Source organism: Streptomyces sp. NPDC012827, assembly GCF_042900905.1.
Lineage (GTDB): Bacteria > Actinomycetota > Actinomycetes > Streptomycetales > Streptomycetaceae > Streptomyces > Streptomyces gulbargensis.
Genome location: NZ_JBIBBY010000010.1, coordinates 123,617 through 143,928 on the forward strand (window position 1 = coordinate 123,617; position 20,312 = coordinate 143,928).

Annotated in this window: 19 protein-coding genes; 15 read left to right on the forward strand and 4 right to left on the reverse strand. The window is 73.6% G+C overall.

Translation table 11 applies throughout. The annotated features are described in order from the left end of the window. The first annotated feature begins 94 nt into the window (after positions 1 to 94). Entirely contained in the window at positions 95 to 2,500 is a 2,406-nt protein-coding gene (locus tag ACFY60_RS22335) for a hypothetical protein (protein WP_388613317.1), read from the forward strand. Between the two features lie 392 nt (positions 2,501 to 2,892). On the opposite strand, the gene xdhC is transcribed toward ACFY60_RS22335, so the two are convergent. Genes xdhC through ACFY60_RS22350 form a run of 3 tightly spaced genes read right to left on the reverse strand, consistent with a single transcriptional unit; the run spans position 2,893 to position 7,632 of the window. Next, complete coding sequence (gene xdhC / locus ACFY60_RS22340; protein WP_388613315.1) at positions 2,893 to 3,726, reverse strand: xanthine dehydrogenase accessory protein XdhC; 834 nt, start codon at positions 3,724 to 3,726, stop codon at positions 2,893 to 2,895. Next, a complete protein-coding gene (xdhB, locus tag ACFY60_RS22345; protein WP_388613313.1) occupies positions 3,719 to 6,124 on the reverse strand; it encodes a xanthine dehydrogenase molybdopterin binding subunit in 2,406 nt (801 codons plus the stop codon). The genes xdhC and xdhB overlap by 8 nt, the downstream gene beginning before the upstream one ends. Then, positions 6,121 to 7,632 (reverse strand): xanthine dehydrogenase small subunit, encoded by a 1,512-nt coding sequence (locus ACFY60_RS22350; RefSeq protein ID WP_388613311.1) that lies wholly within the window; start codon positions 7,630 to 7,632, stop codon positions 6,121 to 6,123. The genes xdhB and ACFY60_RS22350 overlap by 4 nt, the downstream gene beginning before the upstream one ends. A gap of 530 nt (positions 7,633 to 8,162) precedes the next feature. Between ACFY60_RS22350 and gvpO the strand changes: the two genes are divergently transcribed. The 14 genes from gvpO to gap all read left to right on the forward strand — a co-directional run bounded on the left by gvpO (position 8,163) and on the right by gap (position 17,690). Further along, complete coding sequence (gene gvpO / locus ACFY60_RS22355) at positions 8,163 to 8,498, forward strand: gas vesicle protein GvpO (protein WP_388613309.1); 336 nt, start codon at positions 8,163 to 8,165, stop codon at positions 8,496 to 8,498. Positions 8,499 to 8,559: 61 nt separating this feature from the next. Further along, a complete protein-coding gene (locus ACFY60_RS22360) occupies positions 8,560 to 8,991 on the forward strand; it encodes a gas vesicle structural protein GvpA (protein ID WP_388613307.1) in 432 nt (143 codons plus the stop codon). Further along, positions 8,988 to 9,707, forward strand: coding sequence for a GvpL/GvpF family gas vesicle protein (locus ACFY60_RS22365; RefSeq protein ID WP_388613306.1), 720 nt, complete (start codon positions 8,988 to 8,990; stop codon positions 9,705 to 9,707). Before ACFY60_RS22360 ends, ACFY60_RS22365 begins: the two co-directional genes overlap by 4 nt. A 2-nt stretch (positions 9,708 to 9,709) precedes the next feature. Continuing rightward, the gene (locus tag ACFY60_RS22370; RefSeq protein ID WP_388613304.1) at positions 9,710 to 9,943 is read left to right on the forward strand and encodes a gas vesicle protein GvpG; all 234 of its coding nucleotides are present in this window, start codon (positions 9,710 to 9,712) and stop codon (positions 9,941 to 9,943) included. After that, complete coding sequence (locus ACFY60_RS22375; protein WP_389459163.1) at positions 9,940 to 10,167, forward strand: hypothetical protein; 228 nt, start codon at positions 9,940 to 9,942, stop codon at positions 10,165 to 10,167. The genes ACFY60_RS22370 and ACFY60_RS22375 overlap by 4 nt, the downstream gene beginning before the upstream one ends. Further along, a complete protein-coding gene (locus ACFY60_RS22380) occupies positions 10,164 to 10,472 on the forward strand; it encodes a gas vesicle protein (protein WP_309049434.1) in 309 nt (102 codons plus the stop codon). The genes ACFY60_RS22375 and ACFY60_RS22380 overlap by 4 nt, the downstream gene beginning before the upstream one ends. 43 nt (positions 10,473 to 10,515) lie before the next feature. Then, positions 10,516 to 11,310: a GvpL/GvpF family gas vesicle protein gene (locus tag ACFY60_RS22385; RefSeq protein ID WP_388613300.1), complete on the forward strand. Its 795-nt coding sequence runs from the start codon at positions 10,516 to 10,518 to the stop codon at positions 11,308 to 11,310. After that, the gene (locus tag ACFY60_RS22390) at positions 11,307 to 11,492 is read left to right on the forward strand and encodes a gas vesicle protein (RefSeq protein WP_345282944.1); all 186 of its coding nucleotides are present in this window, start codon (positions 11,307 to 11,309) and stop codon (positions 11,490 to 11,492) included. The genes ACFY60_RS22385 and ACFY60_RS22390 overlap by 4 nt, the downstream gene beginning before the upstream one ends. Then, on the forward strand, positions 11,489 to 11,764 hold the full coding sequence (locus ACFY60_RS22395) for a gas vesicle protein K (RefSeq protein WP_309049431.1): 276 nt from the start codon (positions 11,489 to 11,491) through the stop codon (positions 11,762 to 11,764). Before ACFY60_RS22390 ends, ACFY60_RS22395 begins: the two co-directional genes overlap by 4 nt. 237 nt (positions 11,765 to 12,001) lie before the next feature. Further along, positions 12,002 to 13,687, forward strand: a complete 1,686-nt coding sequence (locus ACFY60_RS22400; RefSeq protein ID WP_388613298.1) for an ABC-F family ATP-binding cassette domain-containing protein — start codon at positions 12,002 to 12,004, stop codon at positions 13,685 to 13,687. Between the two features lie 114 nt (positions 13,688 to 13,801). Continuing rightward, positions 13,802 to 14,767: an LLM class F420-dependent oxidoreductase gene (locus ACFY60_RS22405; protein ID WP_309050815.1), complete on the forward strand. Its 966-nt coding sequence runs from the start codon at positions 13,802 to 13,804 to the stop codon at positions 14,765 to 14,767. Between the two features lie 11 nt (positions 14,768 to 14,778). Then, complete coding sequence (locus ACFY60_RS22410; protein ID WP_388613297.1) at positions 14,779 to 15,501, forward strand: HAD family hydrolase; 723 nt, start codon at positions 14,779 to 14,781, stop codon at positions 15,499 to 15,501. 79 nt (positions 15,502 to 15,580) lie between these two features. After that, positions 15,581 to 16,537 carry a GlxA family transcriptional regulator gene (locus ACFY60_RS22415; RefSeq protein ID WP_388613296.1) on the forward strand — a complete coding sequence of 319 codons (957 nt, stop codon included), beginning with the start codon at positions 15,581 to 15,583 and terminating at the stop codon, positions 16,535 to 16,537. A gap of 154 nt (positions 16,538 to 16,691) precedes the next feature. Continuing rightward, positions 16,692 to 17,690: a type I glyceraldehyde-3-phosphate dehydrogenase gene (gene gap, locus ACFY60_RS22420; RefSeq protein WP_388613294.1), complete on the forward strand. Its 999-nt coding sequence runs from the start codon at positions 16,692 to 16,694 to the stop codon at positions 17,688 to 17,690. Between the two features lie 52 nt (positions 17,691 to 17,742). On the opposite strand, the gene ACFY60_RS22425 is transcribed toward gap, so the two are convergent. Further along, positions 17,743 to 20,277 (reverse strand): LuxR C-terminal-related transcriptional regulator, encoded by a 2,535-nt coding sequence (locus tag ACFY60_RS22425; RefSeq protein ID WP_388613292.1) that lies wholly within the window; start codon positions 20,275 to 20,277, stop codon positions 17,743 to 17,745. Between the last annotated feature and the right edge of the window lie 35 nt (positions 20,278 to 20,312).

The window sequence follows — 20,312 nt, forward strand, 5'->3', positions numbered from 1 at the left end:
CGGGCGGCGAATCCAATCCAGTTGACCTCGGAGCCGCGTCGCCGCATGCCGTTCGTGCACACCACGGGGCTCCCAGGGGGAGAAGTCAGTGAGCATGCACATACAACACTCCACACGCCGTCGGCGGGTGTGGCCGCGCCTCGCGCCGGCCTTCATCGCCGCGGCGGCCATGACCCTGACGGGTCTGCCCGGTCTCGACGAGGCACAGGCCGTGAAGCGGCCCAACGTCAAGACGATGCGGTGCGACGAGAAGTACCTCGGGACGAAGCTGCCCACCACGCCGCCCAACTCCGGGCCGCCGGCCAACCTGCCGTACGACGCGTGGCCGACCGACGAGAACTACACGTACGACAACCCCGCCAAGGCGTACGACGGCGTGCTGCCGCCGACCGAGGCCCAGAAGGAGGCCGCGGGCTCCGACTACCGCAAGTGGGAGAAGGCGTTCAACAAGTCGAAGAATCCGGCCGACAAGGTCATGGAGATCTATGCCCGGTACAACGCGCAGTACAATACGGGCTACAAGGACTTCCAGCGCTTCCTCGACGTGAAGTACGTCGGCAACCACGGCAACCCGCGCCGTGGTGACGCCTTCGAGGCCCGCATGGTCAAGAAGTACAACATGGTCGGCCCCGACTGGATCTGCCAGGACGTCATCGAGTACATCGACGAGAACGGCGAGAAGCGCTACCGCGTCGTGGACGCGCACAACACGCGCACCGAGCGCAAGGTCGAGATCAAGTCCAACGGCAAGGTCGAGAGGGACCAGCTGAAGGCGGACAAGCAGATCGCCAAGCAGTACCCCAAGTCGACGTTCCGGTACCTGACCGGCGGCGCGACCGAGAAGTGGACGAAGGACGCCATCAGGCAGTTCGACGACGAAATGAAGAGGGACCGCAATACCAACCGCAGCCAGGCCGGGGTCTACGAACGCCGCTCCAACGCCATCGAGCGCACCCAGAAGCCGAACGTCTACACGAAGTACGACAATCGCTTCAACCCCGACCCGCTCAAGGGCGGCCGGGGACCGATCATCGACCAGGCCCTGCGGTCCGGAAAGACGGTCGAGGAAGCGCGCCGGCTCCAGAAGATCTACGACCAGAACAACCGCGGCGGCTACTTCAACCGCGGTCCCGGCGGCATCGACTTCTCCACTCTGGAGATCAACTACGTCGGCACCCCGGTCAAGGGCAAGGGCCTCGACTACTCGATGAAGGCCGACTACGTCCAGGACCCGGACGCGAACCCCGGCTACGGCGGTGACGCCAAGCTCCAGCTCGCCTCGGACGCCTTCTTCACCTGGCTCGCCCTGACCCCGGACAAGTTCTGGGTCAACCTCAACCCGATCCGCCCCGACGTGATCATGGACAAGGAGTTCGCCAAGACCGACGCCGGGCGCATCCTGCTGGAGGCGGACCTCACCCTCAAGCACGACTACGCGGATTCGATGAACCCCGACAAGTACGAGCGCGGGGAGCGCTTCTGGCGCGCGGCGCCCCGCACGCCGGAAGGCATGCCGTGCCTGCCGGTCATCCGGCAGTGGATCACCCCGAAGCCCGCGAAGATCCGCGAGCAGGACGGCGGCATCTACATCCTCGACGCGCCGCTGAAGGTCAACATGGAGGTCCCCACCGGACCCGACGTGCCGACCGGCGGCTGCAAGCTCACCGAGGCGCAGACCAGGCAGGCCGAGGCGCTGATCCTCACGATGATCCAGCCGGAGCTGGAGCGCCGGGTCAACGACGACGCGTCCTACGCCGACCTGCGCCGCGTCTACTCCTCGCGAGTGGCCGCCGAGTACATCCGCCGCCAGGACGCGGTGGCTCCCACCGACTTCCGCGAGATCATCAACAGCAACGACGTCAAGCGGTGGCCGCTCAGGGGCGAGAACAAGAACTGGGACAAGAAGACCGTCTACGACAAGTACGTCCACTCGTTCAAGAACGGTGACTACAAGTTCGAGCGTGTCTACAGCGGCAAGGTGTGGATCCTCTCGATGGGCGGGGTCGACTTCTCCAAGGCGCCGAAGCGGAACATCAGCCGCGTCGAGTTCGACACCCAGCACCGCGGCCTGGACAAGACCACCAAGAGCTCCGTCCGGACGGAGGTGACCCACCAGGGCGGCGAGACGGCCTACCTCGGTGGATCCAGCTCCGAGCAGCCCACCGGCCCGGAGGAGCCGAAGCCGACGCCGACGCCGACCGGCCCGGAGGAGCCGAAGCCGACGCCGACCCCGACCGGCCCGGAGGAGCCGAAGCCGACGCCGACCCCGACCGGCCCGGACGACCCGAAGCCGACCGGCACCCCGTCGACCCCGGCCCCGGACCCGTCCACGCCCGGCGGTGACCCGACGACTCCGCCCGCGAAGGACCCGGACGGCCATCTCGCCGACACCGGCAGCAGCAGCCCCCTCGGCCTGATCGCCGGCGTGGCCGCGGCCCTCGCGGTCGTGGGCGGCGCGCTGACGTGGTGGGTGCGACGCCGCAGGAGCGCCGGCAGCTAGACCGGTAAGTTCAAAGTCCTCAGGTGCATGAAGCGAGGGTCTCGTGGGTTCGTCTGTGACGACGAACCAACGAGACCCTCGCGACAGCACCGTAGGTGAGGATCGATGACGCTCTGGCAGGAACGCGGCGATCGGGTCGCCCACCGAGGCTGACGGATGCCGAGCTGTTGACCCTCGCGGTCATGCAGGCCGTCCTCGGCTTCTCCTCGGGGACCAGTTGGCTGCGGTTCGCCCGCCGCCGGCTGACCGCCGCATTCCCCTGCCTGCCCGAGGCGACAAGGGCCACGTCTCCCAGCACCTCGACGTCACTCACCGCCTACGACCACCGACCCGCACTTCGGACTCACTCGTCCAGGGGTGTCCGGCCGATCTTGCCGGGCTCGCGACTCGGCCTAGGCCCGCCCCGCGCCCGCCCCCTCGGACTCGAAGGTGCGCAGCAGGTCGGCCGCGACGCTCACCGCGATCGTGGCCGGCTGCTTGCCCGTGATGTCGGCGAGGCCGATCGGCGTCTTGATCCGGCCGATGGCGGCCTCGTCGTGACCCCCCTCGGTGGCGAGCCGCCCGCGGAAGCGGGCCCACTTGGCCGCCGACCCGATCAGCCCGACCGAACCCAGCCGGGGCAGCCGCAGGGCGGCGTCGCACAGGGCGGCGTCCTCGGCGTGATCATGCGTCATGATCAGGACGTGGGCGCCGTCCGGCAGGTCCTCCAGGACCTCCTCCGGCAGCAGCGGCGTGTGGTGGACGCGGACCCGCGCCACCGCGTCCGCCAGGACCCCGAGCCGCTCCTCGGCGAGGACGTGGGCGCGGCTGTCGATCAGGTGGAGGTCGAGGTCGTGGCGGGCCAGGATCCGGGCCAGTTCGAGCCCGACGTGACCGACGCCGAAGATCGCGACCGCCCGGACCACCGGCAGCGGTTCGAGCAGGACGGAGACGGCGCCGCCGCAGCACTGCACGCCGTACTCGTTGGTCACCTTGTCGTTCAGGGCGAAGTCGATCAGTTCCGGCTTAGTCTCCGCCGCCTCGATCATGGCCCGCGCCCGGTCGATGGCGACCGCCTCGACGTTGCCGCCGCCGATCGAACCCCACGTCATGGTCCGGCCGACCACGAGCTTCGCGCCGGCGTCGCGCGGAGCGTGACCGCGCACGGTCGCGACGGTCACCAGGACACCGGGCTCCCGGCGTTCCCGCAACCGCGCGACCGCGCCGATCCACGTGCTGTCAGGCACCGCTCAACGCTTCCGCACCGGCCGGGACCACGCCACCGGCCCCGGGACCGGCCGCCACGGCACCGCCGGCGCCGGCCCGACGGACGGCCTCGATCGCCCAGTACACCGCCTCCGGAGTCGCCGGCGAGGCCAGCTCGACGGCGATCCCGCCCGGCCCGAACGCGGCGACCGCCTCCCGCAGGGCCTCCCGCACGGAGAACGCCAGCATCAGCGGAGGCTCACCCACCGCCTTGGAGCCGTACACCGCGCCCTCCTCGGCCGCGTTCTCCAGCAGCGTGACGTGGAACTCCTCCGGCATCTCGGAGAAGCTCGGCAGCTTGTACGTGCTCGCCGCCTGGGTCAGCAGCCGGCCCCGGTCCGGCCCCGTGCCGGTGTCCCAGCGCAGGTCCTCCAGGGTCAGCCAGCCCGCCCCCTGCACGAAACCGCCCTCGACCTGACCGATGTCGATCATGGGGGAGAGGCTGTCGCCCACGTCGTGCACGATGTCCACCCGCCGGAGGCGGTACGCGCCGGTGAACCCGTCCACCTCCACCTCGGCCGCGGCGGCGCCGTGCGAGAAGTACTTGAACGGCGAGCCGTGGAAGGTCCCGGCGTCCCAGTGCAGGCCCTCGGTCCGGTAGAAACCCGCGGCCGACAGCTGCACCCGCTGGAAGTAGGCGGTGCGCACCAGATCGTCCCAGGCGAGCTCCGCGTCGCCGCCGAGGACGCGGGCGACGCCCTCCACGATGCGTACGTCCGAGGGGTTCGCCCCCAGCCGGGTGGCGGCCACCCCCAGCAGCCGGGCGCGCAGCTGCTCGCAGGCGTTCTTCACCGCGGCGCCGTTGAGGTCGGCGCCCGCGCTGGCCGCGGTGGCCGAGGTGTTGGGCACCTTGTCGGTACGGGTCGGGGCCAGCCGCACCTTGGGCAGCGGGACGCCCAGGGTGGTCGCGGCCACCTGGAGCATCTTGGTGTGGAGCCCCTGCCCCATCTCCGTGCCGCCGTGGTTGATCAGGACCGAGCCGTCCTTGTAGATCAGCACCAGCGCGCCGGCCTGGTTGAAGGCGGTGAGGTTGAAGGAGATGCCGAACTTCAGACCCGTCAGCGCGAGCGCCCGCTTGGTGTGCGGGTGCGCGGCGTTGAAGGCGGCGATCTCCCGGCGGCGCTCGGCGAGACCCGCGTTCTGCTTGACCTGGTCCCAGACGGCGGTGATCCGCTCGGGCTGGACGACCGGCTGCCCGTACGGAGTCGTCTGCCCCCGCCGGTAGAAGTTGCGTTCGCGCAGCTCCGTCGGGTCCAGGCCGAGGAGCGGCGCGCACCGCCCCATGATGTCCTCGATGACCAGCATGCCCTGCGGGCCGCCGAAACCCCGGAAGGCGGTGTTGGACACCTTGTTCGTCCGGGCGACCCGCCCGGCGACCCGCGCGTGGGGGATCCAGTACGTGTTGTCGATGTGGCAGAGCGCCCGGGCGACCACCGGCTCGGAGAGGTCCAGGCTCCAGCCGCCGTCCGCCGTCAGGGTGGCGTCCAGGGCCTGGACGCGGCCCTCGGCGTCGAAGCCGATCCGCCACGCGGCGTGGAAGCCGTGCCGCTTGCCGGACATGGTCAGGTCCTGGGTCCGGTTGAGCCGCACCCGGACCGGCCGGCCCGTCAGCTTGGCGCCCAGGGCGGCGACCGCCGCGAAGCCGTGGGGCTGCATCTCCTTGCCGCCGAAACCACCGCCCATCCGCAGGCACTGCACGGTCACCTCGTGGCTGCGCAGACCGAGCACGTGCGCCACGATCTCCTGCGTCTCCGACGGATGCTGAGTACTGCTCTGGACGAAGACCTGCTCGGACTCGTCGAGGTACGCCAGTGCCGCGTGGGTCTCCAGGTAGAAGTGTTCCTGGTCGGAGAACTGGATCTCGCCGGTGAACACGTGGGCGGAGTCGGCGAAGCCCGCCTCGACGTCGCCCGTCACCATCACCGGACGGGCGCCGTGGAAGCTCTCGGCCGCGATCGCCTCCTCCAGGGTGATCACCGAGGGCAGCTCCTCCAGCTCCACCTCGACGGCCGCGGCGCCGAGCCGGGCGGCCTCCAGCGTCTCGCCGAGCACCCAGGCGACGGCGTGGCCGTGGAACATGACCTCGTCGGGGAAGAGCGGCTCGTCGTGCTTCATCCCGGCGTCGTTGACGCCCGGCACGTCGGCGGCGGTCAGCACGCGGACCACCCCGGGCACGGCCAGCGCGGGAGCGGTCCGCAGCGCCGTGATCCGGCCGTGGGCCTTCCTCACCTGCACCGGGTACGCGTGCAGCACGTCCTTGGTCCGGTGGACCAGGTCGTCGGTGTAGAGCGCGGCGCCCGTGACGTGCAGGACGGCGCTCTCGTGCGGCAGGGGAAGCCCGACGACCGGCTTCTCGGGGCGTTCGGACAGATGACTCATGACGACACCGCCTCGGTGGTTCGCGCGTACAGCTTCACAAGGCTCCGGCCGAGCATCGCCGAGCGGTAGGCGGCGCTGGCGCGGTGGTCGTCCAGCGGCGTGCCTTCCGCCCGCAGCAGTGTGGCCGCCGCCTCGGCGGTCCGCGCCGTCCACGGCTCGCCCTCCAGAGCCGCCTCGGTGGTGAGGGCACGGATCGGGGTGGCGGCCACGCCGCCCAGGCCGATCCGCGCCTTGCGGACGATGCCGTCCTGGACGTCCAGCGCGAAGGCGACCGCCACGCTGGAGATGTCGTCGAAGCGCCGCTTGGCGATCTTGTGGAAGGCCGTGACCGGCGACAGGGGAAGCGGGACGCGGACCGCCCGGATCAGCTCGTCGGGGCGGCGCACGCTCTGCCGGTACCCGGTGAAGTACTCGGCCAGCGGGACCTCGCGCTCACCGTCGGCGTCGGCGAGCACCACCGTCGCCTCGAGCGCGAGCAGCACCGGCGGGCTGTCCCCGATGGGGGACCCGGTCCCGAGGTTGCCGCCGAGGGTGGCGCCGTTGCGGATGAGCCGGGACGCGAACTGCGGGAACAGCTCGGCGAGCAGCGGTACGCAGCCGTCGAGCCGGCGCTCGATCTCGGTGAGCGTGAGCGCCGCGCCGATCTCGACGTACCCGGACGTGACGTTCAGCTCCCGCAGTTCGGGCAGCCGGTCGACGGCGATCACACAACGGGCGCGCCGGGAGCGGATGTTCACCTCCACGCCCCAGTCGGTGGAGCCGGCGACCACCACGGCGTCGGGCCGCTCGCGCAGCAGCCGCAGGGTGTCGGCCAGGGTGTCGCGGCGCAGGAAGGCGCTATCGCCCCGGGTGTAGGCGGTGGCGACCGGAGCGGGCGGCGCCTGCTCACGGCGGCGCGCCAGCGGGTCCTCGTCCGGGGGTGTCCCGACGGCGAAGGCGGCGTCCCGGATCGGCCGGTAGCCGGTGCAGCGGCACAGGTTCCCGCTCAGCGCGTGCAGGTCGAAGCCGTTCGGACCGTGCTCGGCGTCGGCGTGCCGCGTACCGTCCCCGGCGTCGCGGTCGTGCCCGCCGCCGCTCCCTTCCGCCGTCGAGGCCCCGCGGGGGCAGCGGTCGGGCCGGTAGTACTCGGCGGCCATGCTGCAGACGAATCCCGGTGTGCAGTAACCGCACTGGGAGCCGCCCCGGAGCGCCATCTCCTCCTGCACCGGGTGCAGCACGGGAGGCGTGCCGGGCTCACCGGCGGTGGCGAGACCCTCGGAGGTGACGATCTCCTGGCCGTCGAGCGCCGCGGCCGGCACCAGACAGGCGTTGACCGCCACCCAGTCGGTGGGCTTGTGCACCCCGGGGCGGGCCACCAGGACGGCGCAGGCGCCGCACTCCCCTTCGGCGCAGCCCTCCTTGGTGCCCGTCAGGCCGCGCTCGCGGAGGAAGTCCAGGACGGTGGTGTGGGGTTCGGCCGGGGCGATCGGTGTCGCGGTCCCGTTGACCGTGATGCGCGGCGCTACCACGACGGGCCCGCGTTCCGGTGAGGGGTCGGTCGGTTCGGCAGGTGAGGCAAGGCGGACAGCTTTCTGTGTTCGAGGCGCACCGGGACGGCGGCGGGCGCGGCACGGCACGACACGGAGACGTACCGGAAAGGGAAAGGGAGGAGAGGGAAGGAGGACGCGTCGTCAGGTGCCACGGAGAGGGCACGTCACGAAGGGGGCGTCGTCAGTGGCCGTGCGCGATGCGGCCGTGGACCCAGACCGTGCTGTGAGTGAGGCGCCTCAGGTCGGAGCTCGTGTACATCCGACGGTCGCCTCCTCTCGTGCTCGCGGGTCGTGTGAGCTGCAACGTAGTGGCCGGGGCCACGGCGGGTCAAGAGGCTGTCCGTTCACCGGACACGTCCTCGTCGTGCCGGTGGATGTGTGTGGAGCGGCACGCGGTGGGCACGCGGAACGGGAGTGCCCGTCCGGACGTCCCGGAGACGTTCGTGAAAAGGAGTCACATCAACTGGTTTGTCGCGAATGGACCCGGTAAGGCGGAGGAGGAGCAAGGTATGACCCGTTCATCGGACGACGGATCGGACAGCGAGGCGGAGACGGAGCACGCGGAGCGCCCGGCGCGGAATCGGTCCGCACCGGTCGGCACGGTCATCCGGACGGCGACGGAACAGCTCGCGCAGCTGCTCGACCAGCCGGCGGAGGCCGTGAGTTCCTGCGAGCGCCACGAGAACGGCGACTGGCGCCTGACGGTGGAAGTCGTGGAACTGCGGCGCGTTCCGGACACCATGAGTCTGCTCGCCTCGTACGAGGTGCAGGCGGACCCCGAGGGGCAGTTGCTCGGCTACCGCCGCGCCCGCCGCTACGAGCGCGGGCGGGCCGACCGGCGCTGAGACGCGCCCCGCCCCCGCCGCCCCCGACGTCCGTCCCGAGACGAGAGGGAGACCGAGAAGCATGACTGTCGTTCCTGCCCAGACCGCCCCTGCCGCCTCCGGAGGCGGCTCCAGCGGACTGTACGACGTGCTCGAACTGGTTCTGGACCGCGGCCTGGTGATCGACGCGTTCGTCCGCGTCTCTCTGGTCGGCATCGAGATCCTGAAGATCGACGTCCGTGTCGTCGTGGCGAGCGTCGACACCTACCTCCGGTTCGCGGAGGCGTGCAACCGGCTGGACCTGGAGTCCGGCCCCCACAAGAACCCCGGCCTGCCCGACCTGGTCGGTGACCTCACCGAGTCCGGCGCGCGGGCCAAGACCAAGGGCGCGCTCGGCGGCGCCGCGCAGACCATCTCCGACGCCTTCCACCAGGCACGTGACGAGGCCGTCGAGGAGAAGGCGAGCAGCGGGACGCGCGGGCGCGGCTCGAGCCGCCGGGAGGAGAAGGAATGAGCACCTACGTCTACGGCATCGCGTCCGCCGACCGGACGCTCCCCGAGCCGATCGAAGGCATCGGTGACCCGCCGAGCCCGGTCCGCACCGTACGCAGCGGCGACCTGGTGGCCCTGTGCAGCGACGCCCCGGCCCAGCCCAAGGCGAAGCGGCGCGACCTGCTCGCGCACCAGCACGTCGTGATCACGGCGGGCAAGGACGGACCCGTCCTGCCCCTCCGGTTCGGCGGCATCGCCCCCGACGACGCGGCCGTCGCCGACATCCTGGCGGAGCACCACGACCGCTACCTCGAACGGCTCAAGGCCCTCGACGGCAAGGACGAGTTCAACGTCAAGGTGCACCACGACGAGGAGAGCGTGCTGCACCTGGTCGTCACCGCCGACCCGGACCTGATGGCCCTGCACGCCGCGCAGCGCGCGGCGGGCGGCGGCACCCACGAGGAGAAGATCGCTTTCGGTGAGCGGGTCGCGCGGGCGGTCGCCGAGCGCGAGAGGACCGACGCCGCGCTCGTCGAGGAGACCCTCGCGCCCTACGCCGCCGCGGTGGTACGGGGCCCGGAGAACACCGGGCACCTCGCCAACCTGTCGTTCCTCGTGGAACGCGAACGGCGGGAGGAGTTCCTGGAGGCCGTACGCGCCCTCCGGCAGGAGCACGAGCACCTGCGCGAGCAGGTGACGGGACCGCTGCCCCCGTACAGCTTCGCCGGAGCGGGCTGACCATGGGACTGCTCCGGGAAGTCCTCCTCCTGCCCGCCGCCCCGGTACGGGGCACGGCCTGGGTGCTGCGGCAGGTCGTCGAGGTGGCCGAGCGGGAGTACTACGACCCGGCCGTCGTCCAACGCGAACTCGCCGCCCTGGTCGAGGCGTTCGAGGCCGGGGAGATCGACGAGGAGGAGTTCGACCGCCGGGAGGACGAGCTCCTGGCCCGACTGGAGGTGAGGGGAATCCAATGAAGTCCATGACCCACCACCCCGCGCTCGGCGCGGCCCGCCGGGCGGGTTCGCCGCGCGGCCGCCGCCTGGCGGCGCTGACCCTGGCGGTCGCCCGCGCGGCCGGCCGCGCCAGCGGAACCGCGCACGCCGTCGCCACCTCCGCCGCCGAGCGCCTCCGCCGCCTCACCGGGCGGCGGGGGCGCCGCGCCGCACCCCACGACAGTGACCGGGAGGAGACGGCATGACGATGCCCTCGGGGCTGCCTCGGCCCCCCGACACCCAGTCGGCCAACCTCGCCGACATCCTCGAACGCGTCCTCGACAAAGGCGTGGTGATCGCCGGGGACATCCGCATCAACCTCCTCGACATCGAACTCCTCACCATCAAGCTGCGCCTCGTCGTCGCCTCGGTGGAGCGCGCCAAGGAGATGGGCATCGACTGGTGGGAGCAGGATCCCGCCCTGTCCTCCCGGGCCCGCAGCGGTGAACTCGGCCGCGAGAACGAGGAGTTGCGGCGCCGTATCGCCGAACTGGAGGCGAGGGAGGCGTGAGACGGCAGGGAAACGGGAGCGAGCCCGGAACGAGGCAGGAGCGATGAACGACGAGAACCTCTGGTACGTGTACGCCGTCGTCCGGTCCCCCGGGGCCGCCGGCCCGCCCGCCGGCGACACCCTCGGCGAAGGCCTGACGACCGTGGACCACCGGGGCCTGACCGCGCTCGCCGAGAAGGTCCCCGCGACCGACTTCGACGAGGCGCCCCTGCGCGAGCGGCTCGAGGACCTGGACTGGCTCGCCCGGGTGGCCCGCGCCCACCACGGCGTGGTGGCCGAGGCGGGCCGGCACACCACCGTCGTCCCGCTGCGGCTCGCCACCGTCTGCCGCGGCGAGCACGGCGTGCGCCGCCTGCTCGAAGAGGGGGAGGAGCGCCTCCTCGAAGCGCTCGACCGCCTGGCGGGAGCCCGCGAGTGGGGCGTCAAGCTGTACGTGGACGAGGCGGCGGCTCCCCCCGTGGCCGAACCCGCCGGAGGCGACCGCCCGGACCGGGCCGGCTCCGGCCGCGACTACCTGCGCCGCCGGCTGGGGCAGCAGCGGGCCCGGCAGGACGCGGACGACGCGGCCGCCCGTACCGCCCGCCACCTGCACGAGGCACTGGCCCGGGCCGCCGCCGACACGGTCCTCCACCCGCCCCAGCAGGCCCGGCTCTCCAAAGTCCCCGGCCGCAACGTGCTCAACGCCGCGTACCTCGTCCCCGAGGACGGGGAACAGCGGTTCCGTGACGCGCTCCCCCCGCCCGACGACCTGCACACCGGTCTTCGCGTGGAGGTCACCGGCCCCTGGGTGCCCTACTCCTTCACCCGGACCGGCCCCGAGGAGGGAACCGGACCATGACCGACCAACGGGAGATCGCCCTGGTCGACCTCCTCGACCGGCTCCTGGCCGGCGGGGTGGTCCTCGCCGGGGACATCACCCTCCGGATCGCCGACATCGACCTCGTACGCGTCGACCTGAAGGCTCTCATCAGCGCGGTCGGCGAGAACGTGCCGTCCCCGTGGAGGCAGGTGAGCCCATGACGACCCGGCCGCGCCGCGTCGAACTCGACCCCGACACCGTGGAGCGCGATCTGGCCCGACTGGTCCTGACCGTCGTCGAACTGCTGCGCCGGCTGATGGAGGGCCAAGCCCTGCGCAGGGTCGAGTCCGGCGACCTCACCGAGGAACAGGAGGAGCGGCTCGGCCTGACCCTCATGCTCCTGGAGGACCGGATGGCCCTGCTGCGCGACCGCTTCGGCCTGGAGCCGGAGGACCTGAACATCGACCTCGGGCCGCTCGGCAACCTCCTGTGACGCCCCCGGAACGAGCCGGTTCCCGGTCCGGCGCTCCTCCGGGGGCGCTCCCGCTCCCGAAATCCCCGTGAGCCGGTGAGGCCCCGCTGTTACCCTCGATCCCATGGGTTCGTACTACTTCTTCCTCTGATTCCGGCCCCCGGACTCGGCCCCGCCCCATGACCCGTGACGGTCGTGCGGCGCGTCGGCCGGTCCCTCGCGCGCCCGAATCCGACGAACCCACCCCGGGACATCACCATGCGCGACCGCGCCCAGCTCACCCTGCGCGACGTCAGCCTCTCCTACGGCGACCGCCTCCTCCTCGACCACGTCTCCTTCACCGTCCGGCCCGGCGAGAAAGCCTTCGTCGTCGGCGAGAACGGCGCCGGGAAGTCCACCCTCCTGCGCCTCCTCGACGGCACGGAGAGCCCGGACGAGGGCGAGGTCCTCGTCCGCTTCCCCGGCACCGTCGCCCGGCTCGGACAGACCCTCGGCGAGACGTACGGCGTCGGCCCCGGGCACACCGTCCGGGACACCGTCGACCTCGCCCTCGCCGAGCTGCGCCGGACGGAGGCGGAGCTGCGCGCAGCGGAGGAGCGGCTCGCCGATGCCGGGCCCGAGGAGCTCGCCGCGTACGGGGACCTCCTCGACCGCTACGAGGAGCTGGGCGGCCACCGGGCCGACGCCGTCGTCGCCGCGGCCCTGCACGACCTCGGAGTCGGCCACCTCACCCCCGTCCGCCGCCTCGCCACCCTCTCCGGCGGCGAGCAGGCCCGGCTCGCCCTCGCCTGCGTCCTCTCCTCCGGCGCCGAGCTGCTCCTGCTCGACGAGCCGACCAACCACCTCGACGGGAACGCCGTGCGCCGGCTCCAGGACCGGATCGCCCGCCACCGCGGCACCGCCGTGGTCGTCACCCACGACCGGGCCTTCCTCGAGTCCACCGCGACCGTCGTCCTGGAGTTGGACCGGGACACCCGTGCGGTCACCCGGTACGGCGACGGCTGGGCCGGATACCGTGAGGCCCGGGCCGCGGCGCACCGCCGGCGGGTCCAGGACCACCAGGAGTGGCGGGAGGAACTGGCCCGGACCGAGGAGCTCGTCGCCGCCTCCGGCCGGCGCCTGGCCACCACCGGCGGGGACCCCGGCCAGGGCTTCGGCAAGCACCGGCGCTCCCACGAGAACAAGCTGTCCGGACAGGTGCGGGCCGCCCGACGCCGTCTGGAGGAACTGCGCCGCGACCCGGTTCCCCCGCCGCCCGAGCCGCTGACCTTCCGCGGCCGGTTCGCCCCCGCGCCCGGGTCGGAGGAGCCGCAGGAGCAGGGGGACGGCGCCCCCCTCGCCGAGCTGTGCGGGGTCACCGTCGCCGGCCGGCTCGCCGTGGAGGAGCTGCGGGTCCACGCCGGCGACCGGCTGCTGGTGAGCGGGCCGAACGGCGCGGGGAAGAGCACGCTGCTCGGGCTCCTCGCCGGCGAGCTGCGGCCCGACACCGGCACCGTCCGCCTCTCCGTACCCACCGGCCACCTGGCCCAGGAGCTGCGCCCCGAGCCCGGCCCGGACCCGCGGGGCGCCGTCCCGCACCGGCGGGTCCTCGACGCGTACGCGGAGGGCCGCCCCGGGCACCCCGACACGTACGCGGACGAGCTCCTGGCGCTCGGCCTCCTGCGGGAGGAGGACCTGTGCCTTCCGGTGCGCGTGCTCTCCGTGGGGCAGCGCCGCCGCCTGGAACTGGCCCGGCTCGTCTCCCGCCCCGCCGGCCTCCTGCTCCTCGACGAGCCGACCAACCACCTGGCCCCCGGCCTGGTGGAGGAGCTGGAGACGGCCCTCGCCCGGTTCGGCGGGGCCGTGGTCGCCGTCTCGCACGACCGCCGCTTCCGCGAACGGTTCGGCGGCACCGCCGTGGAGCTGCGCGCGGGACGGCCGGTGGCCCCGGCCGGCGGCGGCTGAGACGCGCTGACGGGCCTCCACCCGGGCGCGGACGGGCCCCCTTCCCGCCGCCGGCGGAGGGAATGGGCCCTTCCGGCCCGTTTCGGGAGCGGCGGCCCTGGCAAGTCGCCCGTCATGATGCACTTCGGCTACACGATGATGACCGAGCAGGCGGGGCCACGGGAGCTGGTCGACCATGTGGTCGAGGCGGAACGGGTCGGATTCGACTTCTCCGTCATCTCCGACCACTCCTTCCCCTGGCTGGAGTCCCAGGGGCACGCCCCGTACGCCTGGAGCGTCCTCGGCGCGGCGGCGCAGGCCACCTCCCGCATCCCGCTGATGACGTACGTCACCTGTCCGACCTTCCGCTACCACCCCGCCGTGATCGCCCAGAAGGCGGCGACCCTCCAGCTCCTGTCAGAGGGCCGCTTCCGCCTCGGCCTCGGCTCGGGCGAGAACCTCAACGAGCACATCGTCGGTCGCGGCTGGCCCTCCGCCCGCGTGCGCCTGGAGATGCTGGAAGAGGCCACCGAGATCATCCGCGCGCTGTTCGACGGCGGATACGTCACCCACCACGGCAAGCACTTCCAGGTCGACAACGCCCGGGTCTGGGACCTCCCCGACACCCCGCCGCCGGTCGGCATCGCCGTCTCCGGCTCCCGCTCCTGCGAACTCGCAGGCCGCCTGGGCGACCTGCTGATCGCCACCGAGCCGAAACGGGACCTGATCGACGCCTTCGACACCCACGGCGGGGCGGGCAAGCCCCGGATCGGGCAGCTGCCCATCTGTTACGGCGCCGACCGCGAGGAAGCCGTCGCCCGCGCCCACGAGCAGTTCCGCTGGTCCCTCGGGGGCTGGCGCCTCAACGCCGAGCTGCCGCTGCCGTCCGGCTTCGACCAGGCCACCGCGTACGTCACTCCGGAGGACGTGGCGCAGAACATCCCCTGCGGCGACGACGTCGACGCGGTCCTGGAGGCCGTCCGGCCCTACGCCGAGGCGGGCTTCACCGACCTCGCCCTCGTCCAGATCGGCGGCTCCCAGCAGCTCCCCTTCCTCCGCTGGGCCGAGACCACCCTCCTGCCCGCCCTCCGAGAGCTGTGAGGAGGACCCCCGTGGCCCCCGACCCCGACCACGGCCCCGGCCGGGCCGCCCTCTTCGACGTGGACGGCACCCTCGCCGACACCAACCACCTCCACGTCGTCGCCTGGTGGGAGGCCCTGCGCCAGGGCGGCCACCAGGTGCCCGCCCACGCCATCCACCGGGCGATCGGCCTCCCCGGCGACCAGCTCCTCGACCACCTCCTGGGGGAGGACCGCGACCACGCGGGCGACGAACGGCTCAGCCACGCCCACGACACCCTCTACGGCACCTTCTTCGAGCGGCTGACCGCCCACGACCGGGCGGCCGACCTGCTCAGGACGCTGGCCGACGACGACTGGAAGATCGTCCTCGTCACCTCCGCCAAGGACCGGGAGCTCGCCGCGCTGCGCAAGGCGATCGACGCCGACGACGCGATCACCGCCACCGCCACCTCCGACGACGTCGACGCGGGCAAACCCGCCCCCGACCCCGTCGAGCACGCGCTCTCCCTGGTGGGGGTCACCCCCGACCGTGCCGTGTTCGTCGGGGACAGCGTCTGGGACATGCGCGCCGCGAGCCGCGCCGGCGTCGCCCGGGTCGCCCTGCTGTGCGGCGGCGTCCCCCGGGCCGACCTCACCGAGGCGGGCGCCACCGCCGTGTACGACGACCCAGCCGCCCTCCTCGACGGCCTCGGCACCAGCCCCTTCGCCGGTGTGCCGGACCCGGACCCCGCCCCGCCGCCCGGCTCCGGGTGACCGGCGCGCCAGGGAAACCGGCGGAGGACAGGGGAGGGGACCGGCGGGAAACGGTCCCCTCCCGGCATACCCTCGATCCGTGAAACCCTCCCGCCTGCACCGCGTCGCCGTCCTCGTCCTCGACGGCGCCAAGCCGCTCGACGTCGGCATACCCGCGCAGGTCTTCACGACCCGCGCGAGCATGCCGTACGAGGTGAGGGTCTGCGGCGCCGAACCCGGCACGGTGACCGGCGGCGACGGACTCTCCTACCAGGTCGCCCACGGCCTCGACGCCCTCAGCTGGGCCGACATCGTCTTCGTCCCCGGCTACCGCTTCCCCGACCGCGAGGACCCGCCGGCCGCCGTCGTCGACGCGCTGATCGCCGCCCACACGCGCGGCGCGCGCCTGGCCGCCATCTCCACCGGCGCCTTCGCCCTCGCCGCCACCGGCCTCCTCGACGGCAAGCGCGCCACCACCCACTGGCACTACACCCAGGCGCTCGCGGCGAAACGCCCGCACATCCGCGTCGACGAGAACGTGCTGTTCGTCGACGAGGGCAGCGTCCTCACCTCCGCCGGCGCCGCCTCCGGCATCGACCTGTGCCTGCACATCCTGCGCGGCGACCTCGGCGTGGCGGCCTCCAACCACGCCGCCCGCCGCCTCGTCGCCGCCCCGTACCGCAGCGGCGGCCAGGCCCAGTACGTACCCCGCAGCGTGCCCGAACCGCTCGGCGAGCGGTTCGCCGCCACCCGCGAGTGGGCCCTGCACCGGCTCGGCGAACCCCTCACCCTCGACCTCCTCGCCCGCCACGCCGCCGTCTCCCCCCGCACCTTCTCCCGGCGCTTCGTCGAGGACACCGGCTACACCCCCATGCAATGGGTCATGCGCGCCCGCCTCGACATGGCCCGCGAGCTCCTGGAAAGGTCGGAGCGCGGCGTCGAGCAGATCGCGGCCGACGTCGGACTCGGCACCGGCGCCAACCTGCGCCTGCACTTCCAGCGGATCCTCGGCACCACGCCCAGCGAATACCGGCGCACCTTCGCCCAGAACGACTGACGGCGGTCCGCACCCTTCCTCCGCACCCGCCCTGACCTGCCCGGACCCTCCCCGACGGCGGCTGGCGTGATCCTTTCGGACCATGGCGATCACGCCGCTGTCACCGGCGGGCCGGCCGCGCGAACCTGGGGTCGAAACGGAAGGGACCCCGCTCATGACTCGCATCGCCATCAACGGATTCGGCCGCATCGGACGCAACGTGCTGCGCGCCCTGCTCGAACGCGACACCGCGCTCGAGATCGTCGCCGTCAACGACCTGACGGAGCCCGCAGGCCTCGCGCGGCTGCTCGCCTACGACTCCACCTCCGGCCGCCTCGGCCGGCCGGTCTCCGTCGACGGTGACACCCTCGTCGTCGACGGCCGCCGCATCAAGGTGCTCGCCGAGCGCGAGCCGGCCAACCTGCCGTGGGCCGAGCTCGGCGTCGACATCGTGCTGGAGTCGACCGGTCGCTTCACCTCCGCCAAGGCGGCCCGCGCGCACCTCGACGCGGGCGCGAAGCGGGTCCTCGTGAGCGCCCCCGCCGACGGCGCCGACGTCACCCTCGCCTACGGCGTGAACACCGACGCCTACGACCCGGACCTGCACACCATCGTGTCGAACGCGTCCTGCACCACCAACGCGCTCGCCCCACTCGCCGCCGTCCTGGACGAACTCGCCGGCATCGAGCACGGCTTCATGACCACCGTGCACGCCTACACCCAGGAGCAGAACCTCCAGGACGGCCCGCACCGCGACGCCCGCCGCGCTCGCGCGGCCGCCGTCAACATCGTGCCGACGACCACCGGCGCCGCCAAGGCGATCGGCCTCGTCCTGCCCAACCTGGACGGCAAGCTCTCCGGCGACTCGATCCGCGTCCCCGTACCGGTCGGCTCCATCGTCGAGCTCAACACCACCGTCGCCCGCGACGTGACCCGCGAGGACGTCCTGGCCGCCTACCGCGCCGCCGCCGAGGGCCCGCTCGCCGGCGTCCTGGAGTACTCGGAGGACCCGCTGGTCTCCTCCGACATCACCGGCAACCCGGCCTCGTCCATCTTCGACGCCGACCTCACCCGCGTCGACGGCCGCCACGTCAAGGTCGTCGCCTGGTACGACAACGAGTGGGGCTTCTCCAACCGCGTGATCGACACGCTGGAGCTGCTCTCCGCCCGCTGACGGCACCCGCTCCGGCTCCCCGCGGCGGCCTTTCCCGCCTCCTCCTCGCGGCTCACCGCCGGCGGGGAGCCGGCTCACCCTCCGGGTCGAACCACCCGAGAGCGGCGGGCAGTTCGACCCGGGACCTGATCCCGAGCCGCGCGTACACGCCCCGCAGATGGTGGTCGACCGTCCGCGGGCTCAGGCCCAGCCGCTCGGCGATCTCCCGGTTCGTGGCGCCCTGCGCGACGAGCCGGGCGATCCGCTGCTGCTGCGGGGTGAGTTCGTCCACCGCCTCCGGGTCGGCCGCGCTGCCGCTGGTCGCCCCGGTGGCCCGCAGCTCGCCCCGGGCCCGGTCCGCCCAGCCCGGCGCGGCCGCCCGCTCGAAGGTCACCAGCGCGTCCCGCAGCGGCCCGCGCGCCTCACCGGGACGCCGCCGCCTGCGCAGCCAGGTGCCGTACGCCAGGAGGGTGCGGGCCCGCTCGAAGTCGTTGCCGGCGCCCTCGTGCCGCAGCACCGCCTCCCCGAACCAGCGGGCCGGCTCCTCGCCCCGCGCCAGCAGCGCCCGGCACCGCGCCCACTGCGCCGGTGCCTGCCCGTCCACCCCCAGCCCCGCCCACACCGCGTACTCGGCCGTCGCCTCCCGCGCCTCCGCGACCCGCCCGGCCGCGACCGCCGCCTCCACGAAGCACGGCACGACCATCATCCGCAGCGCGAAGTGCCCGCCCCGGGGTCCGGGACGCACCAGCGGCCGCAGCCGCGCCGCCGCCTGATCGGCCAGCCCCCGCCCCAGCTCACCGCGGGCCAGCGCCCACTCGGCGAGCGTCACCGCCTGGGCGAGGCCGTGCGGCCGGGCGATCGCCAGCGCCCGCCCGGCATGCTCCACCACCGCCGCGCCGTCGCCCGTGACCGACGCCACCAGCGCCAGTACGGCGTGCTGGTGCGCCGCCACATTCCGCTGGCCCGTCAGCTCGGCCGCCCGCAGTCCCTCCCGGGCGGTGCGCGCCGCCAGGCTGTGGTTCCCGGCCCGCAGCTCGGCGTAGGCCAGATGCTCCAGCGCCCGCGGCAGCAGAGCCGTGCGGTGCTCCGCCCTGGCCCGGGCGAGCGCCCGCCCGTGCACCCGGGCCGCCGCGTCCGTGTCACCGAGCACGAGCGCCGCCGAACCCGCCCGCAGCAGGAGCCGCGGCTCGTCCGACACCCCGTCGAGCGCGACCACCCGGGAGAGGGCGGTACGGGCCTCGTCGAGCCGCTCGGTCAGCGCGGCGCGCAGCCCGTCGAGGAAGTCCCGCTCCGTTCCCCGCCGTTCCCGCGCCCCCTCCAGGGCGGCCAGACACGCCGGGACGTCCCCCGCAGCCCAGGCCGCCTCCATCGCCAGGAACCGGGCGTCGGCGGCCTCCACCGGCTCCTGACTCCCGAGGAGTTCGGCCGCGCGCAGCAGCGACGCGTGCGCGTCCATCACCGGACCGCCCGCCAGCGCCGCAAGCCCGCGCACCAGCAGGGAACGCCCGCGGGCCACCGCACCCCGGGCCCGTACCGGAGCGGGCGGACCGAGCCGGTCGGCCCGGTGGCGCTCACCGGGGCTCCGCCCGTCCACCCCGTCCGCCGGCGCCGGCCGGCCGGCGAGCGCCGCGCGCCGCAGGAACGGGTCCTCGAACCCCAGCAGCCCGCCCGTTCGGCGCAGCAAGCCGTCCGCGACCAGCCCGTCCAGCGGCTCGGCCGGGACCCGTGCCTCCCGCGCCCGGTCCAGGACCGCCCCCACCGTCGCGCCCCGGTCCCCGTCCGCACCCCCGCAGGCCCCCGCCACCACGGCCAGCAGACGCCGGCCGTCCACCGGGAGCGAGCCCAGCAGCCCGCCGTACACCTCCGCGAGGACGCCGCCGCCGACCACGTCCCCCGGCAGCGGCGCCCGTCCCGCGAGCTGCGCCGGGGTCAGGTGCCGTACCGCCGCGGCCAGGACCCCGGGGTGCCCGTCCGCCGTGTCGAGCAGCCGCTCCGCGACCGCCCCGGCGGGCGGCGCCGGGCACAGCTCGGCGAGGAGTGCCCGCGCCGCCTCCCGCCCGAGCCGCCCGAGCCGTACCGTCCGGATCCCGGCCGGACCCGGCACCCGGTGGTGACGGGCCGAGGACACGACCCAGCCCGTCCGCCGTGTCCAGGGGCCCGGCTCCTGCCAGGTCGCGGCCAGCGCGGCCCGCGAATGCGCGTCCCACAGATGCAGATCGTCCAGACAGAACAGCGCGGGACCGCCGGGGACGAGCCCCGCGAGCGCCGCGCCGAGCCCGGCCGCGCCCCGCGCGAGCCGCAGCGCCCGCCGGACCGCCGCCTCGCTCGGGGCGAGAGCGGCGCACAGGGCCCGCGCCCCGCTCCACGGCACCCGGTGGCCCGGCGCGCCGACCAGCACCGCCGTACCGGGGAAAACCCTAACGGCCCGCGTGAGCAGGGTGCTGCGGCCCTCGCCGGGACCGCCGGTGACACACACGACGCCGCCGCCGGCTCCGGCGGCGACGCGCGCCGACAGCTCGCCCACCACGGCGAGTTCGGCCGCCCGGCCGTACCACCGGGGGTCCGGCCCCGGTCCGGCGGCCGGGGCGGTGTGCGTGGCTCCCCTCACGGCGCTCACCGTACCCGCGCGACACCGGGCCGGTC

Coding starts and splice junctions, on each gene's coding strand:
- ACFY60_RS22335 (WP_388613317.1), top strand. CDS start 95: ATGCACATACAACACTCCACACGCCGTCGGCGGGTGTGGCCGCGCCTC.
- xdhB (WP_388613313.1), bottom strand. CDS start 6,124: ATGAGTCATCTGTCCGAACGCCCCGAGAAGCCGGTCGTCGGGCTTCCC.
- gvpO (WP_388613309.1), top strand. CDS start 8,163: ATGACCCGTTCATCGGACGACGGATCGGACAGCGAGGCGGAGACGGAG.
- ACFY60_RS22360 (WP_388613307.1), top strand. CDS start 8,560: ATGACTGTCGTTCCTGCCCAGACCGCCCCTGCCGCCTCCGGAGGCGGC.
- ACFY60_RS22365 (WP_388613306.1), top strand. CDS start 8,988: ATGAGCACCTACGTCTACGGCATCGCGTCCGCCGACCGGACGCTCCCC.
- ACFY60_RS22370 (WP_388613304.1), top strand. CDS start 9,710: ATGGGACTGCTCCGGGAAGTCCTCCTCCTGCCCGCCGCCCCGGTACGG.
- ACFY60_RS22375 (WP_389459163.1), top strand. CDS start 9,940: ATGAAGTCCATGACCCACCACCCCGCGCTCGGCGCGGCCCGCCGGGCG.
- ACFY60_RS22380 (WP_309049434.1), top strand. CDS start 10,164: ATGACGATGCCCTCGGGGCTGCCTCGGCCCCCCGACACCCAGTCGGCC.
- ACFY60_RS22385 (WP_388613300.1), top strand. CDS start 10,516: ATGAACGACGAGAACCTCTGGTACGTGTACGCCGTCGTCCGGTCCCCC.
- ACFY60_RS22390 (WP_345282944.1), top strand. CDS start 11,307: ATGACCGACCAACGGGAGATCGCCCTGGTCGACCTCCTCGACCGGCTC.
- ACFY60_RS22395 (WP_309049431.1), top strand. CDS start 11,489: ATGACGACCCGGCCGCGCCGCGTCGAACTCGACCCCGACACCGTGGAG.
- ACFY60_RS22400 (WP_388613298.1), top strand. CDS start 12,002: ATGCGCGACCGCGCCCAGCTCACCCTGCGCGACGTCAGCCTCTCCTAC.
- ACFY60_RS22405 (WP_309050815.1), top strand. CDS start 13,802: ATGATGCACTTCGGCTACACGATGATGACCGAGCAGGCGGGGCCACGG.
- gap (WP_388613294.1), top strand. CDS start 16,692: ATGACTCGCATCGCCATCAACGGATTCGGCCGCATCGGACGCAACGTG.